At 68.0% G+C, this 22,369-nt stretch carries 21 protein-coding genes; 10 read left to right on the top strand and 11 right to left on the bottom strand.

From position 1 onward, the window contains the following. Positions 1–82 precede the first annotated feature (82 nt). The 6 genes from J7E89_RS19705 (at position 83) to J7E89_RS19680 (ending at position 8,912) form a co-directional block, all read left to right on the top strand. Positions 83–2,215 carry a prolyl oligopeptidase family serine peptidase gene (locus J7E89_RS19705; RefSeq protein ID WP_214975287.1) on the top strand — a complete coding sequence of 711 codons (2,133 nt, stop codon included), beginning with the start codon at positions 83–85 and terminating at the stop codon, positions 2,213–2,215. A 454-nt stretch (positions 2,216–2,669) separates the two neighbouring features. Beyond that, the gene (locus J7E89_RS19700) at positions 2,670–3,659 is read left to right on the top strand and encodes an ABC transporter permease (protein ID WP_251060781.1); all 990 of its coding nucleotides are present in this window, start codon (positions 2,670–2,672) and stop codon (positions 3,657–3,659) included. Positions 3,660–3,775: 116 nt separating this feature from the next. Then, positions 3,776–5,569: an ABC transporter substrate-binding protein gene (locus tag J7E89_RS19695; protein WP_251060780.1), complete on the top strand. Its 1,794-nt coding sequence runs from the start codon at positions 3,776–3,778 to the stop codon at positions 5,567–5,569. A gap of 129 nt (positions 5,570–5,698) precedes the next feature. After that, positions 5,699–6,679, top strand: a complete 981-nt coding sequence (locus J7E89_RS19690) for an ABC transporter permease (RefSeq protein WP_214975283.1) — start codon at positions 5,699–5,701, stop codon at positions 6,677–6,679. Positions 6,680–6,697: 18 nt separating this feature from the next. Next, complete coding sequence (locus tag J7E89_RS19685; RefSeq protein ID WP_214975281.1) at positions 6,698–7,759, top strand: ABC transporter ATP-binding protein; 1,062 nt, start codon at positions 6,698–6,700, stop codon at positions 7,757–7,759. Between the two features lie 13 nt (positions 7,760–7,772). After that, entirely contained in the window at positions 7,773–8,912 is a 1,140-nt protein-coding gene (locus J7E89_RS19680; RefSeq protein WP_214975279.1) for an ABC transporter ATP-binding protein, read from the top strand. 236 nt (positions 8,913–9,148) lie between these two features. Here J7E89_RS19680 and J7E89_RS19675 read toward each other — a convergent pair whose 3' ends face one another. From J7E89_RS19675 to J7E89_RS19645, 7 genes are all read right to left on the bottom strand, one after another. Continuing rightward, positions 9,149–10,195: an ABC transporter ATP-binding protein gene (locus tag J7E89_RS19675; RefSeq protein ID WP_214975277.1), complete on the bottom strand. Its 1,047-nt coding sequence runs from the start codon at positions 10,193–10,195 to the stop codon at positions 9,149–9,151. Then, entirely contained in the window at positions 10,188–11,162 is a 975-nt protein-coding gene (locus J7E89_RS19670; protein ID WP_214975374.1) for an ABC transporter ATP-binding protein, read from the bottom strand. The genes J7E89_RS19675 and J7E89_RS19670 overlap by 8 nt, the downstream gene beginning before the upstream one ends. 20 nt (positions 11,163–11,182) lie before the next feature. After that, the gene (locus J7E89_RS19665; protein ID WP_214975275.1) at positions 11,183–12,199 is read right to left on the bottom strand and encodes an ABC transporter permease; all 1,017 of its coding nucleotides are present in this window, start codon (positions 12,197–12,199) and stop codon (positions 11,183–11,185) included. Continuing rightward, positions 12,192–13,115 (bottom strand): ABC transporter permease, encoded by a 924-nt coding sequence (locus tag J7E89_RS19660; protein WP_214975273.1) that lies wholly within the window; start codon positions 13,113–13,115, stop codon positions 12,192–12,194. The genes J7E89_RS19665 and J7E89_RS19660 overlap by 8 nt, the downstream gene beginning before the upstream one ends. Positions 13,116–13,170: 55 nt before the next feature. Further along, entirely contained in the window at positions 13,171–14,802 is a 1,632-nt protein-coding gene (locus J7E89_RS19655; RefSeq protein ID WP_214975270.1) for an ABC transporter substrate-binding protein, read from the bottom strand. A gap of 107 nt (positions 14,803–14,909) precedes the next feature. Then, the gene (locus J7E89_RS19650) at positions 14,910–15,125 is read right to left on the bottom strand and encodes a DUF397 domain-containing protein (RefSeq protein WP_214975267.1); all 216 of its coding nucleotides are present in this window, start codon (positions 15,123–15,125) and stop codon (positions 14,910–14,912) included. A gap of 14 nt (positions 15,126–15,139) precedes the next feature. Then, complete coding sequence (locus J7E89_RS19645; protein ID WP_214975264.1) at positions 15,140–16,024, bottom strand: helix-turn-helix transcriptional regulator; 885 nt, start codon at positions 16,022–16,024, stop codon at positions 15,140–15,142. A 127-nt stretch (positions 16,025–16,151) separates the two neighbouring features. Here J7E89_RS19645 and J7E89_RS19640 point away from each other — a divergent pair, with 127 nt between their 5' ends. The 4 genes from J7E89_RS19640 (at position 16,152) to J7E89_RS19625 (ending at position 18,105) form a co-directional block, all read left to right on the top strand. After that, positions 16,152–16,553, top strand: coding sequence for an ATP-binding protein (locus J7E89_RS19640; RefSeq protein WP_214975262.1), 402 nt, complete (start codon positions 16,152–16,154; stop codon positions 16,551–16,553). Positions 16,554–16,597: 44 nt separating this feature from the next. After that, positions 16,598–16,885, top strand: coding sequence for a hypothetical protein (locus tag J7E89_RS19635; protein WP_214975260.1), 288 nt, complete (start codon positions 16,598–16,600; stop codon positions 16,883–16,885). Continuing rightward, positions 16,882–17,274, top strand: a complete 393-nt coding sequence (locus J7E89_RS19630) for a hypothetical protein (RefSeq protein WP_214975258.1) — start codon at positions 16,882–16,884, stop codon at positions 17,272–17,274. Before J7E89_RS19635 ends, J7E89_RS19630 begins: the two co-directional genes overlap by 4 nt. A gap of 147 nt (positions 17,275–17,421) precedes the next feature. Beyond that, the gene (locus tag J7E89_RS19625) at positions 17,422–18,105 is read left to right on the top strand and encodes a hypothetical protein (RefSeq protein WP_214975256.1); all 684 of its coding nucleotides are present in this window, start codon (positions 17,422–17,424) and stop codon (positions 18,103–18,105) included. A 67-nt stretch (positions 18,106–18,172) separates the two neighbouring features. Here J7E89_RS19625 and J7E89_RS19620 read toward each other — a convergent pair whose 3' ends face one another. The 4 genes from J7E89_RS19620 to J7E89_RS19605 are packed head-to-tail and all read right to left on the bottom strand — an operon-like array spanning position 18,173 to position 22,269. Further along, entirely contained in the window at positions 18,173–19,327 is a 1,155-nt protein-coding gene (locus tag J7E89_RS19620; protein ID WP_214975254.1) for an ABC transporter ATP-binding protein, read from the bottom strand. After that, positions 19,320–20,378 carry an ABC transporter ATP-binding protein gene (locus J7E89_RS19615; protein ID WP_214975251.1) on the bottom strand — a complete coding sequence of 353 codons (1,059 nt, stop codon included), beginning with the start codon at positions 20,376–20,378 and terminating at the stop codon, positions 19,320–19,322. The genes J7E89_RS19620 and J7E89_RS19615 overlap by 8 nt, the downstream gene beginning before the upstream one ends. 15 nt (positions 20,379–20,393) lie before the next feature. After that, a complete protein-coding gene (locus tag J7E89_RS19610) occupies positions 20,394–21,347 on the bottom strand; it encodes an ABC transporter permease (protein WP_214975248.1) in 954 nt (317 codons plus the stop codon). Then, the gene (locus J7E89_RS19605) at positions 21,340–22,269 is read right to left on the bottom strand and encodes an ABC transporter permease (protein ID WP_214975245.1); all 930 of its coding nucleotides are present in this window, start codon (positions 22,267–22,269) and stop codon (positions 21,340–21,342) included. Before J7E89_RS19605 ends, J7E89_RS19610 begins: the two co-directional genes overlap by 8 nt. Positions 22,270–22,369 lie beyond the last annotated feature (100 nt).

Here is a 22,369-nt window from a genome sequence, read left to right as displayed (position 1 = left end):
ACTATCCGTGCGTACGCATTGATCGGTGCACGGCAGCACGAGGGGCGCATGGCGTTTGCCGATGGGCGGTAGCTTCGGGCATATGACGTCTAATCAGCTCTCCTTCCCCCGGCAGCACGCCAGGACGCAGCGCTTCACCCTGGGGGCGCCTCGCGCGTTCACGGTGTCGCCCGACGGGACGCGTGTGGTGTTCCTCCGCTCCTCCTCCGGCACCGATCGGGCAAACCTGCTCCGGGTGCTCGATCTTGAGGGGGGCGCGCAGGAGCGCATCGCCGCGGATCCCGGAGAGCTGCTCGACGGCGCCGCCGAGCAGCTGTCCGCGCAGGAGAGGGCGCGGCGCGAGCGCAGCCGGGAAGGCTCTGCGGGGATTGTCGGTTACGCCGTCGACGCGGCCGTGGAGCTGGCGGCGTTCACGCTGTCGGGGCGGCTTTTCGCGGCCGAGCTGCGGGCCGGCACCGCGCGGGAACTGCCGGCGGCGGGGCCGGTCCTCGACCCCCGGCCGTCGCCCGACGGCCTGCATGTCGCGTACGTCGCCGGGGGCGCCCTGCGGGTGATCGGCGCGGAGGGCGACGGCGACCGGGCGCTCGCCGAGCCGGAGGACGAGAACACGACGTACGGTCTGGCGGAATTCGTCGCGGCGGAGGAGATGGCCCGCTCGCGCGGCTTCTGGTGGTCGCCGGAATCGGACCGGCTGCTGGTGGCCCGCGCCGACGACACGGCCGTGACGCGCTGGTGGATCGCGGACCCGGCACAGCCGGAGCGCGAGCCGGCGCGGGTCGCGTACCCGGCTGCGGGGACGCCCAATGCCGAGGTGCGGCTCTTCCTGTACGGGCTCGATGAGGGTGGCGAGCGTACGGAGGTGGTGTGGGACCGGGCCCGGCATCCGTATCTGGCGCGGGTCCACTGGTCGCAGGGGGGCGCGCCGCTGCTGCTCGTGCAGTCGCGGGACCAGCGCAGCCAGCTGTACCTGGCGGTGGACCCCGGGACCGGTGCGACGCGGACCGTGCACGTGGACGAGGACGCGGTGTGGCTGGATCTTTTCGACGGGGTGCCGGTCTGGGCGCCGGACGGGCGGCTCGTACGGATCGCGGACGAGGGCGGGGCGCGGGTCCTGACCGTCGGCGACCGGGCCCTGACCGGGCCGCAGTTGCAGGTGCGGGCGGTACTGGACGTATCGGACGATGATGTGCTGATTTCCGCTTCGGCGGGGGCGGAGGCGGCCGCTCCGGAGACCGGTGAGGTGCATGTCTACCGGGTCAACGAGCTGGGCGTGGAGCGCCTTTCGGAGGGGCCCGGGGTGCACTCCGCGGTCCGGGCGGGCGGGGTCACCGTACTGGCTTCGGCGTGTCCGGAAAGCAGCGGCACGGTGGTGCGGGTGTTGCGCGACGGCAAGCGGGAGGCGGTGGTGGCGTCGTACGCCGAGGAGCCTGTGCTGCGGGCGCGGGTGCGGCTCGTGGAGGGGGGCGCGCGGCGGATTCCGTGCGCCGTTCTGCTGCCGACGGGTTACGAGGAGGGGGACGGGCCGCTTCCGGTGCTGATGGACCCGTACGGAGGGCCGCACGCGCGGCGCGTCGTCGCCGCCCACAATGCCCACCTCACCTCGCAGTGGTTCGCCGACCAGGGGTTCGCGGTGGTCGTCGCCGACGGACGCGGCACGCCGGGGCGCTCGCCCGGGTGGGAGAAGGCGATCAGGGACTCGTTTGTGCTCACGCTCGACGATCAGGTGGAGGCGCTGCACGCGCTGGCCGAGGACTTTCCACTGGATCTGGGACGGGTCGCGATCCGCGGCTGGTCGTACGGGGGCTACTTGGCGGGGCTCGCGGTGCTGCGGCGCCCCGATGTCTTCCACGCGGGGATCGCGGGCGCGCCGGTCACCGACTGGCGGCTGTACGACACGCACTACACGGAGCGGTATCTCGGGGATCCGGGCAGCCGGCCGGAGGTGTACGCCGCGAACTCTCTTGTCACCGAGGAGGGGCAGCTGTCCCGGCCGGCCGATGAGCACCGGCCGCTGATGATCATCCATGGGCTGGCGGACGACAATGTGGTGATGGCGCACTCGCTCCGGCTGTCGTCGGCGCTGCTGGCCGCGGGGCGGCCGCATGAGGTGCTGCCGTTGTCGGGAGTTACGCACATGACTCCCCAGGAGCAGGTCGCGGAGAACTTGCTGCTGCTCCAGGTGGACTTCCTGCGGAGGTCACTGGGGCCGGCGTAAGCCTGCGGGGCTTTCCCCTACCGGCCCCTTCCCGCTGTGACACTTTGCGGCTCCGCCGCGTGAGGGGCGGAGCCCCGTGGGGTGGGGCCCGTGGGGCCGCTCAACAGCCCCGGCACGGCGCACCCCGGGGGCCGGGTCAACAAGCCGGAGGCACAGGCGCCCGGCCGGAGGCGACATGGCGCGCCTCCGGCCGGGCAACGGCACCCGCACGGCCGTACGCTGTTCAGCATGGCGCGTTCGTATATCGGAGTCGCGTCAGCCAAGTTGCTTGCGTGTTAACGAACTTGATCGGCATTCATGGCGCGATGTCGCCCACCGCCGCACCCCGTCAAGCACGCAGCCACCTCGATTTGCATAACCTTCGCTCAAGATGTGTCCAGGCTCTTGACTCGCGTAGACCCGCATTGCCACAGTCCGCTCATCTTCGAGTGTTTCTCGGTGGGGACGTGACGCGATGACGAGTGCATCCCGGGCTGCTGGAACAGAAGTTGACGCCCCGTCCGTGCTCGCCGGACGCTCCCCCGGGCAGCTCATGTGGCGGCGGTTCAAGCGGGACAGAGCGGGGGTCGTCTCCGCGTACGTCGTGATCTTATTCTTCGCCGCGGCGCTCCTCGCTCCGGTCATTTCCCGGCTGTACGGAAAGGACCCGTACACCACCTACGGAATCGAGCGCCCCGGCCTGCTGAACGAATTCTTCTATCCGACGAAACCGAACGGCGGAATCGACGGAGAATTCTGGTTCGGCCTCGAACCCGGCCTCGGCCGCGACGTGTTCACGCAGCTCTTCTACGGCATGCGTACGTCGCTCATGATCGCTACCGCCACCACCGTCCTCTGCGTGGTCACCGGCATTCTGATCGGCGTCACCGCCGGGTACATGGGCGGCAGGACCGACTACTTCCTGGGCCGCTTCATCGACCTGCTGCTCGCCTTCCCCGCCCAGCTGTCGTTCGTCGCCTTCACCCCCGTCGTGTATGCCCTCTTCGTCAGCCCGGAGAAGGAGACGCCCACCTATCTGCGTGTCATCACGCTGATCATCGTGATGTGGGCGCTGGGCTGGATGGGCCTCGCCCGCATCCTGCGCGGCCAGGTGCTCTCGCTGCGGGAGCGGGAGTTCGTGGAGGCCGCGAAGGTGACCGGCGCCTCGCCCTGGCGGATCATCCGCAAGGAGCTACTGCCGAATCTGTGGACCCCGCTGCTCGTCCAGTCGACGCTGATGCTGCCGACGTTCGTGACGGTCGAGGCCGGGCTGTCCTTCCTCGGCGTGGGGATCATCGAGCCGACGCCCGACTGGGGCCGGATGTTCGCCGCGGGCGCCCGTCACTACGAGAACGACATCACCTACATGTTCTTCCCCGGCATCGCGATGGTGATCTTCGTCGTCGCGTTCAACCTGCTCGGGGACTCGGTGCGGGACGCCTTCGATCCGAAGACGAAGCGCTGACCGCCGAAGACCGCTGACCGCTGGCCACTGGCCACTGGCCACTGGCCACTGTACGTACGGCATCGGCACCACAGGCAACGACGGACAGGCAGGTGCGATATTCCATGAGGACGTCCATGAGGAACAGAGGACGGCTGGGGGCCGTGGGTCTCGCTGTCGGAGCGCTCGTGCTCTCGGCGTGCAGCAGCGGCGGCGGGGGCGGAGGGGGTGGCGAGGGCAGCGAGCCGCCCAAGGGGCCCGACAAGAACCGGGCCGAGAACTACTCGCTCGGTACGAAGGCGGACTCGACCGGGCCCGCCCCCGAGGTGCCCGGCGCCAAGCAGGGCGGGACGGTCAACGTCCTCCAGCGCGACGCCTTCACCCACCTGGACCCGGCGCAGATCTACTACGCCGACCAGCTCACCGTCCAGATGCTCTACAACCGCTCCCTCACCTCGTACAAGGTCGACGAGAAGGGTCAGGTCAAACTGGTCGGCGACCTCGCCACCGACACCGGCAAGGTCTCCGACGGCGGCAAGACCTGGACGTACACGCTCAAGGACAACCTGAAGTTCGAGGACGGTACGCCGATCACCTCGGCCGATGTGCGCCAGGCCGTCGAGCGGCTGTACGCGCCGTGGGCGACCGACGGGCCGCTCTACATCCCGCAGTGGCTCTCCGGCGAGGGCCAGGAGTTCCGCAAGGCGCTGCCGGACGGCCCGTACAAGGGCAAGCACCTGCCGGCGAGCGTGCTCGACACCCCGGACGAGAAGACGATCGTCTTCCACTTCCAGCAGCCGCACGCGGACACGCCGTACGCCGTCGCCATGCCGAACGTCGGCGCCGTACCGGCGAAGGGCGGCAAGGACACCGGGAAGAAGTACGACACGCACCCGGTGTCGTCCGGCCCGTACAAGATCGAGGCGCTCAAGGCGGGCAAGCAGCTCACGCTGGTGCGCAACGAGAACTGGGACCCGAAGAGCGACCCGATCCGCCACCAGTACCCGGACAAGTTCGACATCCGCTTCGGTGTGCAGGAGCCGGACTCCGGGCGTCGGCTGCTGGCCGACCGCGGGAGCGACAAGAACGCGATGTCCTTCACCAATGCCGTGACGATCGAGGTCGGGCCCTCGGTGAAGGGTGATGCGGACGCCAAGTCGCGGTCGTTCAACGAGGTTCAGCCGTACGTCGACTACATGGCCATCAACATGGCGCGCATCAAGGACAAGAAGGTGCGTGAGGCGCTCGCGTACGCCCTGCCCAACGGGCAGATCCTCGGCCAGTTCGGCGGCCCCAACGCCGGTCAGGTGGCGGGGAATCTGATGGCGCCGTCGCTCGCGGGCTGGAAGGACAGCGATCCCTTCGGGAAGAAGACCAAGCCCAACGGTGACCCGGTCAAGGCCAAGGCGCTGCTGAAGGAAGGGGGCAAGGAGGGGCAGGAGATCGTCTACGCCTACCCCAACACCACCGAATACCAGAAGGTCTCGGTCGTGGTCGCCCAGGCACTGGAGAAGGCCGGCTTCACGGTGCAGAAGAAGGAGATCGACTCCAACAACTACTCCACCGAGATCTCCAAGATCAACAAGAAGATCGACATCCACCGTGCGTCCTGGGGCGCCGACTGGCCCGTCGGCTCCACCGTCGTCCCGCCGCTCTTCGACGGGCGCGGCGTGGCGGACGGCGGCCAGAACTACTGGCTGCTGAAGGACGCCGGGGTGGACGCGGAGATCGACCGGATCAAGGCGATCTCGGACGTCAAGACCGCGTCCGGGGAGTGGGTCAAGCTCTCGGAGAAGATCCTCACCGAGCACGTCCCGGCCGTGCCGATCTTCTACAACCGCCAGTGGTCCATCTGGGGTTCGGGCATCGGCGGCGTGAAGTACCACTCCGTGTACGGCACGGCGGACCCGACCGGGGTCTTCGTCAAGTAGCTGCTGCTCGCGTGCAGCTCTCCCGTAGCTCTCGTACGCATCCGACCGCCGTGCCGTCCGCCGCAGGCAGCCTCCGGGCATGCCTGCGGCGGGCCGCCCGGCGCCCGTACCGGAAGACCAGCGACCGCCATGCTTCGATTCCTCGTACGCCGCTCCCTCGGGGCGCTCGTCATCATCTTTCTCATCTGCGCGATCACCTTCTTCCTGTTCTTCGCGCTGCCGTCCGAGCCGGCCCTGCTGGCCTGCGGGAAGAACTGCAGCGACCCGGTGCTGATCGAGCAGATCAACAGGAATCTCGGGCTCGACGAGCCCGTCCCCGTGCAGTTCTGGCACTACGTCGTCGGCATCTTCGCGGGCCGCGACATGGAGGTCGGCGCCTGCCCGGCGCCCTGCCTCGGCTACTCCTTCAACGACTCGCAGCCGGTCTGGGAGACCATCCTCGACCGCTACCCGACCACTCTCTCCCTCGCCTTCGGCGGCGCGGCCGTCTTTCTCGTCACCGGCGTCGCCATTGGCATGATCGCCGCCGCCCGGCGGGGCACGGCCACCGACAAGTTCTTCAGCTCGCTCTCGCTCATCGGCAACTCGCTCCAGATCTACTTCATCGGCGTCATCGCGATGTGGCTGTTCGTCGACACCTGGGGGGTCTTCGACCGGCCCGAGTACTTCCCCTTCACCGAAAACCCGGCCAAGTGGTTCGCGGGGATGCTGCTTCCCTGGCTGGTGCTGTCGATCATCTTCATCGCCAACTACAGCCGTATGACGCGCTCCCAGATGATCGAGCAGCTGGGTGAGGAGCATGTGCGTACCGCGAGGGCGAAGGGCATGAGGGGGCGGACTGTCTTCTTCCGGTACGCCTGGCGGGGCGCCATCGCGCCCATCATCACCATCGTCGGCATCGACCTGGGCTCACTCTTCGGCGGCGCGATGATCACGGAGTTCACCTTCACGCTGCACGGCCTCGGGCGGCTCGCGGTCAACTCCGTCACCGAGAACGATCTGCCCATGCTGATGGGCGTGATGCTCTTCAGCTGCACCGCGATCGTGATCGCCAACATCGTCGTGGACGCCCTGTACGCGTACATCGACCCGCGTGTGCGGCTGTCCTAGGAGACGGGGAACGACGACGTGACCACACTGGCCAAGACAGAGGGCACCCCGGCCGACGCATCGGGCCGCGCGTTCCTGTCCGTACGCGATCTGTACGTCCACTTCTCGACCGAGGACGGCATCGTCAAGGCCGTCGACGGGCTCTCCTTCGACCTGGAGCGCGGCCGCACGCTCGGCATCGTCGGCGAGTCGGGGTCGGGGAAGTCCGTAACCAATCTGTCGGTGCTCGGACTGCACGACCCGATGCACACGGAAACCCGCGGCGAGATCCTGCTCGACGGGCAGGAGATGACGGGGGCCGGTGAGAAGACGCTGGAGAAGCTGCGCGGCAACAAGGTCGCGATGATCTTCCAGGACTCGCTGACCGCGCTGTCGCCGTACTACACGATCGGCCGGCAGATCTCCGAGCCGTACCGCAAGCACACCGGCGCGTCCAGGAAGGCCGCGTGGGCGCGGGCCGTCGAACTGCTCGGGCGGGTCGGCATCCCGCAGCCGAAGCTGCGCGCGCACGACTATCCGCACCAGTTCAGCGGGGGTATGCGGCAGCGCGCGATGATCGCGATGGCGCTGGTCTGCGACCCGGAACTGCTGATCGCGGACGAGCCGACGACCGCGCTGGACGTGACCGTGCAGGCGCAGATCCTGGACCTGCTGAGCGATCTCCAGCAGGAGTTCGGCTCGGCGATCATCCTCATCACGCACGACCTGGGCGTGGTCGCGAACACCGCCGACGAACTGCTGGTGATGTACGCCGGGCGGGCGGTGGAGCGCGGGAGTGTGCGGGACGTGCTGCGGGCGCCGCAGCATCCGTACACCTGGGGCCTGTTGACCTCGATGACCAGGCTGGAGTCCGACGTCACCCAGGCCCTTGTGCCGATCCCCGGCGCCCCGCCGAGCCTGCTGGAGACGCCCACGGGGTGCCCGTTCCATCCGCGCTGCGGATTCCCGGCCGAGGTGGGCGGGACGCGGTGCGAGGACGAGCGGCCGCTGATCGGGGCGGGGCCCGGTTCGGCCTGTCATCTGAGCGCCGAGCAGAAGCGGTCGTTCTTCATCGAGCAGATCAAACCCCGGCTGGGTTAGGGAGAGTTACGACATGGCGACGCCAGAGGCCACCATTCCCTCGCCGCGCGACGACGCGGACCCCGCGGCGGCGGCCGGTGAAGCGCTGCTGTCCGCCGAGGGGCTTACGAAACATTTCCCCATCCTGGGGGGCTTTCCCTTCCGGCGGAGGGTCGGCGCCGTACAGGCGGTCGACGGCATCGACCTGACCGTGCACGCCGGGATGAGCTTCGGCCTGGTCGGCGAATCGGGGTGCGGGAAGTCGACGACGGGGCGGCTGCTGACCCGACTGCTCGAACCGACGGCGGGCCGCATCACGTACCGGGGCAAGGACATCACGCACGCGAGCCGCAAGCAGCTCGCGCCGATCCGCTCCGAGATCCAGATGATCTTCCAGGACCCCTACTCGTCGCTGAATCCGCGGCAGACGGTCGGCGCGATCATCTCCGGCCCGATGGAGATCAACGGCCTGAATCCGGCGGGCGGGCGGGAACGGCGGGTGCGGGAGCTGCTGGAGACGGTCGGGCTCAACCCGGAGCACTACAACCGCTTCCCGCACGAATTCTCCGGCGGGCAGCGTCAGCGCATCGGTGTGGCGCGGGCGCTGGCGCTCGAACCGAAGCTGATCGTGGCCGACGAACCGGTGTCGGCGCTCGACGTCTCGATCCAGGCGCAGGTCGTCAATCTGCTCCAGGAACTCCAGCGGGACCTGGGCATCGCGTTCCTCTTCATCGCCCACGACCTGGCGGTGGTACGTCACTTCTCGCAGCGCGTGGCGGTGATGTACCTCGGGAAGGTGGTCGAGGTCGGCGACCGCGACTCGATCTACGGCCGGCCCCGTCACCCGTACACGCACGCGCTGCTGTCCGCGGTGCCGGAGGCGGCGCTGACGGACGCGGACGAGGCCGGGGCGGGCGGGGGGCGGGAGCGGATCCGGCTGGCCGGGGACGTACCGTCGCCGGTCGATCCGCCGTCGGGGTGCCGGTTCCGTACGCGGTGCTGGAAGGCGCGGGAGCGGTGCGGGGAGTCGGAGCCGGCGCTGGTTCGGATCGAGGGGAATGGGGTGGGGCACCTGACGGCGTGCCACTTCCCGGAGGAGCCGACTACGGCGGCCGATGCGCGCGAGGAGGCGGTGGTGCTGGATCCGGCGCTCCGGGAGCTAAAGGGGCGGTAGGGCCGGGGGGCCGCTGCGCGGGGCCTTTCCCCACCCCGCCCCTTCCCGCTGCGCCCCTCACGCGGCTCCTCAAACGCCGGAGGGGCTGGATAGTGCGGCCGAATCCAGCCCGTCCGGCGTTTGAGGACACGCCCGGAGGGCGTCTGCGTGGTCTGGGGGCTGGGGCTTGCCCCAGTTCGGGAAGGGGCGGGTAGGGGAAAGCCCGCCGCAGGCGCACCGCACTGGCACCGCGCCCCCTACCACCCCTCCCCTCCCCCCTTCGCCGGGACCACCCTCTTTTCCCCCGCGAAGTGGCACGCCGAGTCATGGGCCGCCCAGGAGTCCACGCCCCGGAAAACCGCCGGCACCCCCAGCAACGGCACCTCCATCGCGCACCGCTCCTCCGCCTTCCAGCACCGCGTGCGGAACCGGCAGCCGGAGGGGATGTTCGCGGGCGACGGGACGTCCCCCGACAGCAGGATCCGCTCGCGGTGCTCCCGCGCCGTCGGGTCCGGCACCGGCACGGCGGAGAGCAGCGCCTGCGTGTACGGGTGCGTCGGGTGGTCGTAGATCTCGGCGTCCTTGCCGATCTCCACGATCCGCCCCAGGTACATGACCCCCACCCGGTCCGAGATGTGCCGCACGATCGACAGATCGTGGGCGATGAAGACATAGCTCAGGCTGAACTCGTTCTGAAGCTTGTCCAGCAGGTTGATGACCTGTGCCTGCACCGACACATCCAGCGCCGACACCGGCTCGTCCGCCACGATGATCTCCGGATGGAGCGCGAGCCCCCGCGCGATGCCGATGCGCTGCCGCTGCCCACCGGAGAACTGGTGCGGATAGCGGTTGATGTACTCCGGGTTGAGCCCGACCACGTCCAGCAGATCCTGGACCTTCCGCCGCCGGTCGCCCTTCGGCGCCACCTCGGGATGGATCTCGTACGGCTCACCGACAATGTCGCCCACCGTCATTCGGGGATTCAAGGACGTGTACGGATCCTGGAAGACCATCTGGATGTTCCGCCGCACCGCCTTCAGCGCCCGCCCCGAAAGCTTGGTGATGTCCTCGCCCTTGTAAAGAATCACCCCTGCCGTCGGCCGCTCCAGATGGACCAGCAGCCTGGCGAGCGTCGACTTGCCGCAGCCGGACTCCCCCACGATGCCGAGCGTCTCGCCCGCCACCAGGTCGAGGTCGACACCGTCGACCGCCTTCACCGCGCCGACCTGCTTCCTGAAGACCACGCCCTGGGTGAGCGGATAGTGCTTGTGCAGCCCGCGGACCTCCAGAATCGGCTCAGCCATTGAGCGCCTCCTGCCAGAAGTGGCACGCGCTCCCGCGGTCCTCCGACACCTCGTACAGCGGCGGAACGTCCGTGCGGCACACGTCACGGGCCAGCGGGCAGCGCGGGTGGAAGGCGCAGCCGGGCGGGATGTGCGTGAGGTTCGGCGGCAGGCCCTTGATCGCGTACAGCTCCTGGCCCTTCTGGTCCAGGCGCGGGATCGATTCGAGCAGCCCCTTGGTGTACGGGTGGGCCGGCGCCTTGTAGATGTCGTGGACCGGCGCCTCCTCCACGATCCGCCCCGCGTACATCACCGCGATCTTGTCCGCGACGTCGGCCACCACACCCAGATCGTGGGTGATGAGGATGAGCCCCATGTTGAGCTCGCGCCGCAACTCCGCGAGCAGGTCCATGACCTGTGCCTGTACGGTCACGTCCAGCGCGGTTGTCGGTTCGTCCGCGATGATCAGCGAGGGTTCCAGGGCCAGCGCCATCGCGATCATGATGCGCTGGCGCATGCCGCCGGAGAACTGGTGCGGGTACTGCCCGACCCGCTCCCTGGCCGCCGGAATGCGTACCCGGTCCATCAGCTCGACGGCCTTCGCCTTCGCGTCCTTCCTGGACATCCCCCGGTGTACGACGAACATCTCGCCCAGCTGTTCCCCCACCGTGAGCACGGGGTTCAGCGACGACAGCGCGTCCTGGAAGATCATGGCCATCTCCCGGCCCCTGACCTTCCGCCGCTCGTCCTCCTTGAGCTTCAGCAGATCGCGGCCCTGGAAGATGATCTCGCCGCCCGCGACCTTCCCCGGCGGCATGTCGAGGATGCCCATGACCGCCTGCGCGGTGACAGACTTCCCGGAGCCGGACTCGCCGAGCACGGCGAGCGTCTCGCCCTCCGCGACGGAGTAGTTGACGCCGTTCACGGCCTTGGCGACCCCGTCGCGCGTACGGAATTCGACGTACAGGTCGCGCACTTCGAGCAACATGGCAGGCATCGCGTGGCTCCTCAGCGCAGCTTGGGGTCGAGGGCGTCGCGCACCGCGTCGCCGAGCATGATGAACGCCAGCACCGTGATCGCGAGCGCCCCCGCCGGCCAGAGCAGCATGTGCGGGGCGTTGCGGACGTACTGCGAGGCGGCGGAGATGTCGATGCCCCAGGACACGGCGGGCGGCTTCAGGCCGACGCCGAGGTACGAGAGGGTCGCTTCCAGCGAGATGTACGTACCGAGGGCGATGGTCGCCACGACGATGACCGGGGCGATGGCGTTGGGCGTGACGTGCCGCAGCAGCATCCGCGAGTTGCTCGCGCCGAGCGCCCGCGCCGCCTGCACGTAGTCGTTCTGTTTGGCGGTGATGACAGACCCGCGCGCGATACGGGCGATCTGCGGCCACCCGAGCAGCACGATGAAGCCGATCACCGGCCAGACGGTGGTGCTAGTGATGACGGAGAGGAAAACGAGGCCGCCGAGGACGACCGGGATGCCGAAGAAGACATCGGTGATACGGGAAAGCAGCGCGTCCCACGCGCCGCCGAAGAAGCCGGCGAGCCCCCCGAGGACACTACCGAGCAGAGCCACCCCGAGGGTGGAGCAGACGCCGACCGTCACCGAGGTCCTGGCGCCGTAGACGGTCCGTGTGTAGACGTCGCAGCCCTGCCGGTCGAAGCCGAAGGGGTGGCCGGGCTGGGAGCCCTCCTGGGCCTTGCCCAGGTCGCACTGGAGCGGGTTGCCGCTCGCGATGAGCGACGGCCAGAGCGAGATCACGACGAGGAAGGCGATGACGACCCCGGAGACGATGAAGACCGGGTTGCGGCGCAGGTCGTGCCAGGCGTCGGACCACAGGCTGCGCGCCCGTCCGCCGGAGGCGGCTGATGGATCCAGCGAGGCGGGGCCCGTGCCCTGTGGGCCCCCCGGGGTCCTCCCCGGCGTCTCGCCGTTGTCCATCCTGCCCGTGGCGAGGCCCGCGCCGCCGCCGGCGCCGGTCGCCGCGGGGGCTCCCCCGTCGTCGTATTTCGGCTCAGGCATAGCGGATCCTCGGGTCGAGTACGGCGTACAAGAGGTCGACGATCAGGTTCGCCAGCAGGAAGACCAGCACCAGGACGGTCACGAAGCCGACGACGGTCTGGGAGCTCTGCCGGACGATGCCCTGGTACAGCTGGAAACCGACGCCGTGGATGTTGAAGATCCGCTCGGTGACGATCGCGCCGCCCATCAGCGCGCCCACGTCCGTACCGATGAAGGTGACGACAGGGATGAGTGAATTGCGCAGCAGGTGGCGGGAGATGACACGCCGTCTGGGCAGGCCCTTGGCGACGGCCGTACGGACGTAGTCGGCGCGGGAGTTCTCGGCGACGGAGGTCCGGGTGAGGCGGGTGACGTACGCCAGCGAGACCGAGGCCAGGACCAGGCCGGGGATCAGCAGCTCGTCGAGCTTGGCGTCGGGCGAGACGGCCGGCCTGATGACCCCCCACTTCACGCCGAGCAGCAGCTGGAGCAGCAGACCGGTGACGAAGGTCGGGATCGAGATGACCACGAGCGTGACGAGCAGGGCTCCGGTGTCGACGGGGCGCCCGCGGCGCAGGCCCGTGAGCACGCCCAGGCTGATGCCGATGACGATCTCGAAGACGATGGCGACGACTGTCAGCCGGATGGTGACGGGGAAGGCGGTGCCCATGAGCTCGGTGACCTTCTGGCCGTTGAAGGCGGTGCCGAAGTCTCCGGTGAAGACGTTGCCCATGTACGTGAGGTATTGCTGCCACACGGGCTTGTCGAGGCCGAACTCCGCGCGCAGCCGGGCGGCGGTCGCGGGCTCGCACTGCCGGTCGCCGCAGAGTCCCGCGATGGGATCGCCCATCACATTCACCATCAGGAAGATCAGCAGTGTGGCGCCGAAGAAGACCGGGATCATCTGCAGCAGACGCCGGATCACATAACGTCCCATGGAGGGCTCCTCGTATGGCGGCGCCTCAGCGTGGCCGGCCCGGTCGGCGTCGGAGTCAGTTGACCGTGATCTCGTTGTAGACGGGAACGCTGAAGGGGTTCAGGGCCACGTTGGAGATCCTCTCGGAGTAACCGGCGCTGCCGTTCTGGTACCAGAGCGGGATGGCGGCCATCTCGTCGCGTACGACCTTCTCCGCGTCCCGGAACTTCGCGAGCGCCTTTGCCACGTCACTCTCGGCGTTGGCCTCGTCGGTGAGCCTGTCGAACTCCTTGCTGGACCACTTGCCGTCGTTGGACGAGGCGTTCGTGTAGTAGAGCGGCTGGAGGAAGTTCTGGGTCAGCGGGTAGTCCATCTGCCAGCCGGCCCGGAAGGGCCCGGTCATCTTCCGGCCGGTGATCTGGTTGCGGTAGTCGGCGAAAGTACCGACCGGGTTGCCCGTGCAAGCCTTGTCCTTGCCCAGCGCGTTGTTGATGCTGTTGCAGACGGCGTCGACCCACTCCTTGTGGGAGCCGGTGTCCGCGTTGTACGTGATCTTCAGCGTGCCGCCTGGGATGCCGCCGCCCGCCGCGACCAGCTTCTTCGCCTCGGCCGCGTTGAATTCGCAGGCCTCGCCGCACAGCGTGTCGTCGAAGCCGCCCTCCGCCTTGAGGACCGGAGAGGTCCAGTCCTTGGCGGGGATGCGGGTCTTCTGGAAGATCGTGTCGGTGATCTGCTGCCGGTTGATCGCCATGGACAGCCCCTTGCGGACCTTCTCCAGACCGTCGGCCTTCCACCGCTCGTCGTAGTGGGGGAAGGCGAGGGTCTGGATGATGCCGGCCGGGGTGTTGATGTACCGGTCGCCGAGGTCGGCCCGGACGTTCTTGAGCTGGGAGGCCGGTACGTCGTCGACGAGGTCGAGGTTGCCGGCGGTGAGGTCGGTGTAGGCGGTGTTGTTGTCGGTGTAGACCTTGAGGTCCACGCCGCCGTTCTGAGCCTTGTCGGGCCCGGGGTACTGCTCCCACTTGCGCATGCTCATCTGTGAGCCCTTGACGTACGACTCGACGGTGTACGGCCCGTTGCCGACGGGCTTGGCGAGCCAGGCGTCGTGGTCGTCGAAGAAGGCCCTGGGGAGCGGGGCGAAGGCGGCGTAACCGAGGGTCTTGGGCCAGGTGGAGAACTTCTGGGTCAGCTTGACGGTGAAGGTCCTGTCGTCCTTCACCCTCAAGCCGGAGAGGGTTTCGGCGGTGGCCTTGCCCTTCTCGGGGTGGACCTTGTCGTAGCCCTCGATGTAGCCGAAGAAGTAGGCGTTGCGCTGGTTGTTCTTGAGGTGCGCGCCGTAGTTCCAGGCGTCGACGAAGGACTTGGCGGTGACCTTTTCGCCGTTGCTGAAGGTCCAGCCGTCCTTGATGGTGACGGTGAAGTTCTGCGAGTCAGTGGTGTCGATCTTCTCGGCGAGCATGTCCTCGGCTTCGCCGGTCTTCGGGTCGTACCGCTTGAGGCCACGGAAGAGCATGTCGAGGACCTTGCCGCCCTGCACCTCGTTGGTGTTCGAGGGCTCCAGCGGGTTCGGCGGATCGCCCCAGGACGAACTGACCACGTCCGACGCCCCGCCACCACCGCCACCGCCACAGGCTGTCGCCCCGAGGGCGACGGCCAGGACCACGGCCACGGCACATGTCGTCCACTTGGCGTGCGTGGCTCCGCGCATGGGGGTCCCTCCTGGGGTCCGTCGTCAGGTCTCACGTAGCACCCATATCACCCCAGAGAGGTACGTACCGCACGCCGACGGGCCCGTTCGCGCACCGGAAAGCATCACTAACGGCGTACGCCCACTCCTTCCGCCAGCCCCGACCCGGCCTTGATGCCGCGCAGCAGGGCGCGAAGGGCGGCGGGGGTGGTGGTCAGCACGATGCCGGGGTCATCGCTCTCGCGGAGGTGGGGGGTGTGGGTGGGGGGTGCGGCGGCGACCTCTATGCAGGTGTCGGCGCCCGCCTCGCTGAAGCTGGATTTCTGCCAAGTGAGTGGGGACATGCGGGCAGGCCTTCCTAGAGCAGGGGGTACAGAAGCCGCTGCACAAGCCCCAGGGAGTCCTTCACCGCACGCGCCTCCGGCTGGGCCGCGGCGTCAACTGGGGGCAGGGCTACGTCCCGCAGCCTAGCGAACCAGTCGTTGTATCGGGCAAGCGCATCATCATCTCCCAGATACAGGGAGCGTTCGATGTGGGCAACGACGACCGTGCTGAGCTCCGGCACAGTTGGCTCAAGCAGCGTGAAGGATGTACCGAACGGTACGGGGCCGTCGAACGGCAGGACTTGGATCGTGACGTTCGGGAGCCGGGACGCCTCAATCAGCCGCAGCAACTGCCCCCGCATGACCTGCCGGTCACCCAAGGTGGCGTGCAGCGCCGCCTCGTGAATGACGGCGTGGAACGTCGGCGGACGCTCCCCGCCGAGCACCTGCTGCCGTCGCACGCGGAACTCGACTTCGAGGTCCTGCTCCTCACGTGAGGCGCTTGTGTACCCGCCTCGATACATGGTCGTCGCATACTCCGGCGTCTGGAGCAGGCCGGGCACAAACGCCGGCTCGTAACTGACGATGCGGGTCGCCCGCTCTTCCAGCTCGGCGAGATCCATCAGCGAGGGACGCAAGTCGTGGCGGTACTTGCTCCACCAGCCCTTGCCGGAATCCTGACCCAGTTCCACGAGTGCATCAACGAGAGTTGAGGATTCACCACTTGCCGCACCTGCGAGGGCGCGCACCCGCTCCGCCGAAAGACCCGTGCGGCCGGACTCGACGTTGCTGATGTGCGACGCCTGCATCCCCATCCGTGCGGCACCCTGCGCAACGGTCAGGCCCATACCCTCGCGCAACTTTCGAACTTCGGCCCCGAACCGGCGTTGCCTACAGGTCGGGTTGGCCCGCAGTCCCATACGCCCTCCCTCATTCACTCTTGACCAACACCCTATCCAGGCAAGGTGGTTGTGGATACACAACTTATACCGCTACGTTGGGTATGGGTTTAGTCACAGCGTGCACTCACAACTGAGAGGCTGCCACATGTTCAAGCCCGAACAACCGTGGTCGTACGGCCTGTCCATCCCCCACGACCCCCGCGCGGTCGGCGTCGTAAGGGCCACCATCCGCAGCGTGCTCGCGGCCGCCCGTCTCGACTGCATCGTCGACACTGTCGAGCTGCTCGCCTCGGAGCTGGTCACCAACGCATACCGGTACAGCGAGGCCGACGCCTACGTGAGCATGGACTGGGAGCCGGGAGACTTCCGCGTCTCCGTATGGGACCACGGCGGGGGTAGCCCAAAGCCGCAGTCGGCCGACGCGGACGACGAGCAGGGACGAGGCCTGGCGCTCGTCGAAAGCTGCGCCGACGAGTGGGGCGTACGGGACTACCCGAACGGCAAGAACGTGTGGTTCCGCCTCGCCACGAAAGGCGAAAGCCGATGAAGCTTGGTGTACCTGAAGTAGAGCCGCGGTGTACCGTGACTGGTATGGCTGATTCGACCATCAAAGTCCCCGAGGGCACGCGTGACCACCTCGCCGCACTCGCCAAAGAGCGAGGGACGACGATAGGAGCACTGGTCGCAGCCCTGGCCGCCGAGCAGCTCACCGCAGAGCAGACGCGGGCCCGCGTCGCAGAGAGTCGCCGGATCATGCGCGAGCGCATGCACTCCACGCTCACCGACGAAGAATTCGACTCCACACCGCACGCGCTTGAGCGCGTCTACGAGATCGCGGCGGAGAAGGCCCAGAACACCCTGCGGGGCAACGCCGCGTGATCATCCTGGACACCAGCTCGGTGCTGGCGATCGCCCGCGGTCACCGCAAACTCCTTCGTGTCGCCGACAATGCCGCCGCCTCCCCGTTCCGGCATCTCCTCGTGCCCGCCCTCTGCCTGATGCAGGCCGAAATCACCGACGCAGGCTCGGGCATGAGTGCCCTCGCCCTGCCGGGCATCGACATCGAACCGCTCGACACAGTCTCGTCCGTCGCAGTCGCGACCATGGTGCGCGACGGGCTGGGCGGACCAGACGTCTGCCATGCCCTATACGCCTCGCTGCCCAGCCCGCAGCGCCCTCAGACCGACCTCATCCTCACCGACCGGGAGGACGACTACCCGCCGGGGACCGTCACCGTCGACATCGATGACGACCGCCTCGACGACTGAACGCAGGCTCCCCAGCGGAAAGCCCGTGAGGCAGCTCAGAACTCGCTCAAGTCGCTTGCCCGGCGGGGCCCAGGCGGGCAATGTCGTCTCCACCCATTGACCAGTGGGTTTGCCTCACCAATGCTCTTTGACTACGGGGGAACGAGCATGAAGATCAGACAGACCTGCTTGTCCGCATGTGCCGTTGCCGCGCTGCTCGCAGGCACAGCTGCCTGTACGTCCGACGGTGGTGAGCCGACCGGCAAGGGCAGCCGCGCGGCCGACGCCGCACCGGTCTCCGCAGGGACCACGGCATGCGAGGACGGCACGTACGCATGGTTCAACCTCGACAAGCGGGACGTCCTGACCGGTGTCGCAGAGAAGCAGAAGCTCGGCAAGGGAGGCGGCAAGCTCACGCACAAGCTGGCGCCGCTCCACACTCCGCGTGTCGCCGTCACGTTCGAGAAGGGGGCGCGGGTCGACGCCGAGGCCGCGCTCCGCTCGCTGGGCGTTCACATCGGAGACACGAACGCCGCGGACAACGACGACGGTTACGCGTTCGCCGATGTCCGCCGGTCCGCGCCGGACCTGAACGCGGACAGCACAAGCGTCGACGGCGCGGGGACCTACGTGAACTTCGCCTGGGTGCGACAGGTCACCGCCGACTTCCAGTACAGCTGCGGTGACGGCGAGCGCGTGGCGGGCCGCGCGACAAGCTGGATCGTCGACGGCTCAGGCGTCGTCGAGTGCTCCGAACCGATAGGGAACCCGAAGGTGGGAAGGCCGGCGCTGACAGCCGCCCGGCTGTCCTGCGGCCCCGACGCCCCGGCGGCCAAGATCAAACAGACCTGATCGGATACGTGAAGGCGCCCCGGGCCAAAGCGGCCCGGGGCGCCTTTCAGGTGCGCACTGCGGAGGACTACACCGCGTGCACGACGTCCTTCTCCTCGGCGAAGTGGCACGCCGACTCGTGGGCCGCCGGGGTGTCCGAGGACTTGAAGCGCTCGGGGACGGCCAGCAGCGGCATCTCCTCCGCGCACTTGTCCTGCGCCTTCCAGCAGCGCGTACGGAACCGGCAGCCGGACGGCGGGTTCGCCGGGGACGGGACGTCGCCGGTGAGGATGATCCGCTCGCGGCCCTCGCGGGCCGCCGGGTCCGGGACCGGGACCGCCGACAGCAGCGCCTGGGTGTACGGGTGCGTCGGGTGGTCGTAGATCTGCGTGTCCGTACCGATCTCGGCCATCTTGCCGAGGTACATCACACCCACCCGGTCCGAGATGTGCCGGACGATCGACAGGTCGTGCGCGATGAAGAGGTAGGACAGGTTGAACTCGTCCTGGAGCTTCTCCATCAGGTTGATGACCTGCGCCTGCACCGAGACATCCAGCGCCGACACCGGCTCGTCGCAGATGATGATCTCCGGCTGCAGAGCCAGACCCCGCGCGATGCCGATGCGCTGGCGCTGGCCGCCCGAGAACTGGTGCGGGTACCGGTTGATGTACTCCGGGTTGAGGCCGACGACGTCCAGGAGTTCCTGGACCTTCCTCCGCCGGTCACCCTTCGGCGCCACCTCCGGGTGGATGTCGTACGGCTCACCGATGATGTCACCCACCGTCATACGGGGGTTCAAGGACGTGTACGGGTCCTGGAACACCATCTGGATATTCCGCCGCACCGCCTTCAGCGCCCGCCCGGACAGCTTCGTGATGTCCTGGCCCTTGTAGAAGACCTCGCCCGCCGTCGCCGTCTCCAGCGTCATCAGCAGCTTCGCGACCGTGGACTTGCCACAGCCGGACTCGCCCACGATGCCCAGCGTCTCGCCCTGGTAGAGGTCGAAGGAGATCCCGTCGACCGCCTTGACCGCACCGACCTGCCTCTTGAACAGGATCCCCTGCGTCAGCGGGAAGTGCTTGACCAGGTTGCGGACCTGAAGGATCGGCTCCCCGCGCTCCACCGGGGCCTCGATCGCCGCCACCGCCTCCTGGGTGGTGGAGGCGTCGACCGTCTCGACGGCCGTGACATTCGGCGTAGCGTCCACGGCTGCAGCCTCTTCGTTCTTCTTCAGCTCAGCCATGGATCTGCTCCTTCCAGAAGTGGCACGCGCTGCCGCGGCCCGGCAGCTCGCCGCCGTCCCGCTCGGTCACGGACACCAGCGCCGGGACGTCCGTACGGCAGATGTCCTGCGCCTTCGGGCAGCGCGGGTTGAACGCGCAACCGGACGGAATCTTCAGCAGGTTGGGCGGCAGGCCCTTGATCGCGTAGAGCTCCTGGCCCTTCTGGTCCAGGCGCGGGATCGAGTCCAGCAGGCCACGGGTGTACGGGTGCGCCGGGCGCTTGTACAGCTCGTGGACCGGCGCCGTCTCGACGATCCGGCCGGCGTACATCACCGCGATCTTGTCCGCGACATCGGCCACCACACCCAGGTCGTGGGTGATCAGGATCAGGCCCATGTTGTACTCGCGTTGAAGCTCCGCGAGCAGGTCCATCACCTGGGCCTGGACCGTCACGTCCAGCGCGGTCGTCGGCTCGTCCGCGATGATCAGGTCCGGCTCCAGGGCCAGCGCCATCGCGATCATGATGCGCTGACGCATACCGCCGGAGAACTGGTGCGGGTAGTCGTTGACCCGCTCCTTCGCCGCCGGGATGCGCACCCGGTCCATCAGGCCGATGGCCTTCGCCTTCGCGTCCTTCTTGGACAGACCCTGGTGGACCCGGAACATCTCCGCGAGCTGGTACCCGACCGTGAGCACGGGGTTCAGCGACGACAGCGCGTCCTGGAAGATCATCGCGATCTTCTGGCCGCGGATCTTACGCCGCTCCTCGTACCCCATGGTCAGCATGTCCTGGCCGCGGAAGAGGATCTCTCCCTGCGGGATGCGGCCGGGCGGCATGTCGAGGATGCCCATGATGGCCTGCGCCGTCACGGACTTGCCGGAACCGGACTCGCCGAGGACGGCGAGGGTCTCGCCGGCGGCGACGCTGTAGTTGACGCCGTTGACGGCCTTGACGATGCCGTCGCGGGTCTTGAACTCCACGTGCAGGTCACGTACGTCGAGCAGCGGTCCGCTGTTCTCCGTCGAACCTCGGGGGGCGGGAACATCCGCCGTCTTGTCGATGATGGTCATGTACGTACGCCTCCCTCAGCGCAGCTTGGGGTCGAGGGCGTTGCGTACTGCATCGCCGAGCATGATGAAGGCCAGGACAGTGATCGACACCATGATCGACGGCAGGATCAGAACATACGGCGCGTTGCGCAGCTGCTCGGCGCCCGACGAGATGTCGACACCCCACGAGACGGTCGGCTCGGCGAGACCGATGCCCAGGAAGGACAGCGTGGCCTCGGCCGAGATGTAACCGCCGAGCGCGATGGTGGCGACCACGATCACCGGGGCCACCGCGTTGGGGAGGATGTGCCGGAGCAGGATGCGGGACGTGGAGGCGCCGAGCGCCTTCGCCGCCATCACGTAGTCGGCCTGCTTGATGGTGATGACCGAGCCGCGCGCGACACGGGCGATCTGGGTCCAGCCGAGGAAGGCGAGGGCCAGGATCACGACGTACAGCTTCCGCTCCTCGAACGAGGTCAGCACGACCATCGCACCGAGGATGAACGGAATGCCGAAGAAGATGTCGGTGACGCGTGACAGGAGCGTGTCGATCCAGCCGCCGAAGTAGCCGGCGAGCATGCCGACCACGCCGCCCAGCAGGGTGACGAGGACCGTCACGACGACGCCGACCGCGATCGAGGCGCGGGCGCCGTAGATGACGCGGGCGTAGATGGACCGGCCCTGGACGTCGTATCCGAGCCAGTCCTCCCCGAAGACGTTGCCCCAGTTGGGCCTCTGGAGATAGTGCTTGGCGAGGTCCGCGTAACGCGGGTCCGCACTGGTGAACATGCCCGGCGCGATGGCCATGGTGAGCAGCAGCACGATGAGGACCGCGGAGATCACGAACAGCGGGTTGCGCCGCAGGTCGTGCCAGGCGTCGGACCACAGGCTGCGCGGCTTCTCGGCCTTGGACGCGTTCGCGGCCTTGGCCTGGGCGTCGGCCGCGGCCAGCGCCTCGTCCTTGACGGTGGCTTCGAGTGCCTCAGGCATAACGGATCCTCGGGTCCAGGACCGCGTAGAGCAGGTCGACGATCAGGCTGGCGACGAGATACACGACCACGATCAGCGTGACGATTCCCACGACCGTCGAGCCCTCGCGGTGCCTCAGCGCGTCGAAGACGAGGTTGCCGACGCCCTTGACGTTGAAGATGCCCTCGGTGACGACCGCGCCGCCGAGCAGGGCGCCGAGGTCGGTGCCGAGGAAAGTGACCACGGGGATCAGGGAGTTGCGCATCAGGTGCACGCCGATGATGCGGCGCTTCGGCAGGCCCTTGGCGACCGCCGTGCGCATGTAGTCGGAGCGGAGGTTCTCGGCGACCGACGTACGGGTGAGGCGTGCGACGTACGCGAGAGACAGCGAGCCCAGGACGACTGCGGGCAGCAGCAGTTCGTCGGCGGGTGCCGCTTCGCTGACGTTCGCCTCGACCCAGCCCAGCTGGAAGGCGAAGAGGTACTGGAGCAGGTAGCCCAGTACGAACGAGGGGATCGAGATCAGGAGCAGCGTCAGGACGAGCAGCCCGCGGTCCCGGAACGTGTCGGCCTTGAGACCGGCGAAGATGCCGATGGAGATGCCGACGAGCACGGTGAACGTGAAGGCGAACAGGGCCAGTCGGATCGTGATCGGGAATGCGTCCGAGATGAGGTCGGCGACGGGTCGGCCGCTGGCGATCTGGGTACCGAAGTCGCCCTGGAACAGGTTGCCCAGGTAGTTCAGGTACTGGTGCCAGAGGGGGAGATCGAGCCCGAGGTCCTTCTTCATCTGTGCGATCTGTGCCGGGTCAACGGTCTGTTCGCCGGCGAGTGCGCGCACGGGATCGCCGGGCAGCGCGTACATCATGGCGAAGACGAGCAAGGTTGACCCGATGAAGACCGGGATCATCTGGAGCAGTCGCCGCGCGACATAACGCCCCATGTTTGCCTCCGTGTGGATAACTGCGGCGCGGGGGCCGCTCCCTTTGGTCAGGGAGCGGCCCCCGGGCCTACCGCCAATGCGGTGGCGGGTAATGGCCGAG

This window comes from Streptomyces sp. ISL-100 (assembly GCF_018614615.1).
Lineage (GTDB): Bacteria > Actinomycetota > Actinomycetes > Streptomycetales > Streptomycetaceae > Streptomyces.
Note: the sequence above shows the minus strand (reverse complement) of the source record. Positions and strands in the feature narration are given on the sequence as shown.

Coding starts and splice junctions, on each gene's coding strand:
- J7E89_RS19625 (WP_214975256.1), top strand. CDS start 17,422: ATGAAGATCAGACAGACCTGCTTGTCCGCATGTGCCGTTGCCGCGCTG.
- J7E89_RS19705 (WP_214975287.1), top strand. CDS start 83: ATGACGTCTAATCAGCTCTCCTTCCCCCGGCAGCACGCCAGGACGCAG.
- J7E89_RS19695 (WP_251060780.1), top strand. CDS start 3,776: ATGAGGAACAGAGGACGGCTGGGGGCCGTGGGTCTCGCTGTCGGAGCG.
- J7E89_RS19620 (WP_214975254.1), bottom strand. CDS start 19,327: ATGGCTGAGCTGAAGAAGAACGAAGAGGCTGCAGCCGTGGACGCTACG.
- J7E89_RS19640 (WP_214975262.1), top strand. CDS start 16,152: ATGTTCAAGCCCGAACAACCGTGGTCGTACGGCCTGTCCATCCCCCAC.
- J7E89_RS19605 (WP_214975245.1), bottom strand. CDS start 22,269: ATGGGGCGTTATGTCGCGCGGCGACTGCTCCAGATGATCCCGGTCTTC.
- J7E89_RS19650 (WP_214975267.1), bottom strand. CDS start 15,125: ATGTCCCCACTCACTTGGCAGAAATCCAGCTTCAGCGAGGCGGGCGCC.
- J7E89_RS19635 (WP_214975260.1), top strand. CDS start 16,598: ATGGCTGATTCGACCATCAAAGTCCCCGAGGGCACGCGTGACCACCTC.
- J7E89_RS19610 (WP_214975248.1), bottom strand. CDS start 21,347: ATGCCTGAGGCACTCGAAGCCACCGTCAAGGACGAGGCGCTGGCCGCG.
- J7E89_RS19645 (WP_214975264.1), bottom strand. CDS start 16,024: ATGGGACTGCGGGCCAACCCGACCTGTAGGCAACGCCGGTTCGGGGCC.
- J7E89_RS19660 (WP_214975273.1), bottom strand. CDS start 13,115: ATGGGACGTTATGTGATCCGGCGTCTGCTGCAGATGATCCCGGTCTTC.
- J7E89_RS19675 (WP_214975277.1), bottom strand. CDS start 10,195: ATGGCTGAGCCGATTCTGGAGGTCCGCGGGCTGCACAAGCACTATCCG.
- J7E89_RS19690 (WP_214975283.1), top strand. CDS start 5,699: ATGCTTCGATTCCTCGTACGCCGCTCCCTCGGGGCGCTCGTCATCATC.
- J7E89_RS19655 (WP_214975270.1), bottom strand. CDS start 14,802: ATGCGCGGAGCCACGCACGCCAAGTGGACGACATGTGCCGTGGCCGTG.
- J7E89_RS19700 (WP_251060781.1), top strand. CDS start 2,670: ATGACGAGTGCATCCCGGGCTGCTGGAACAGAAGTTGACGCCCCGTCC.
- J7E89_RS19680 (WP_214975279.1), top strand. CDS start 7,773: ATGGCGACGCCAGAGGCCACCATTCCCTCGCCGCGCGACGACGCGGAC.
- J7E89_RS19670 (WP_214975374.1), bottom strand. CDS start 11,162: ATGTTGCTCGAAGTGCGCGACCTGTACGTCGAATTCCGTACGCGCGAC.
- J7E89_RS19615 (WP_214975251.1), bottom strand. CDS start 20,378: ATGACCATCATCGACAAGACGGCGGATGTTCCCGCCCCCCGAGGTTCG.
- J7E89_RS19665 (WP_214975275.1), bottom strand. CDS start 12,199: ATGCCTGAGCCGAAATACGACGACGGGGGAGCCCCCGCGGCGACCGGC.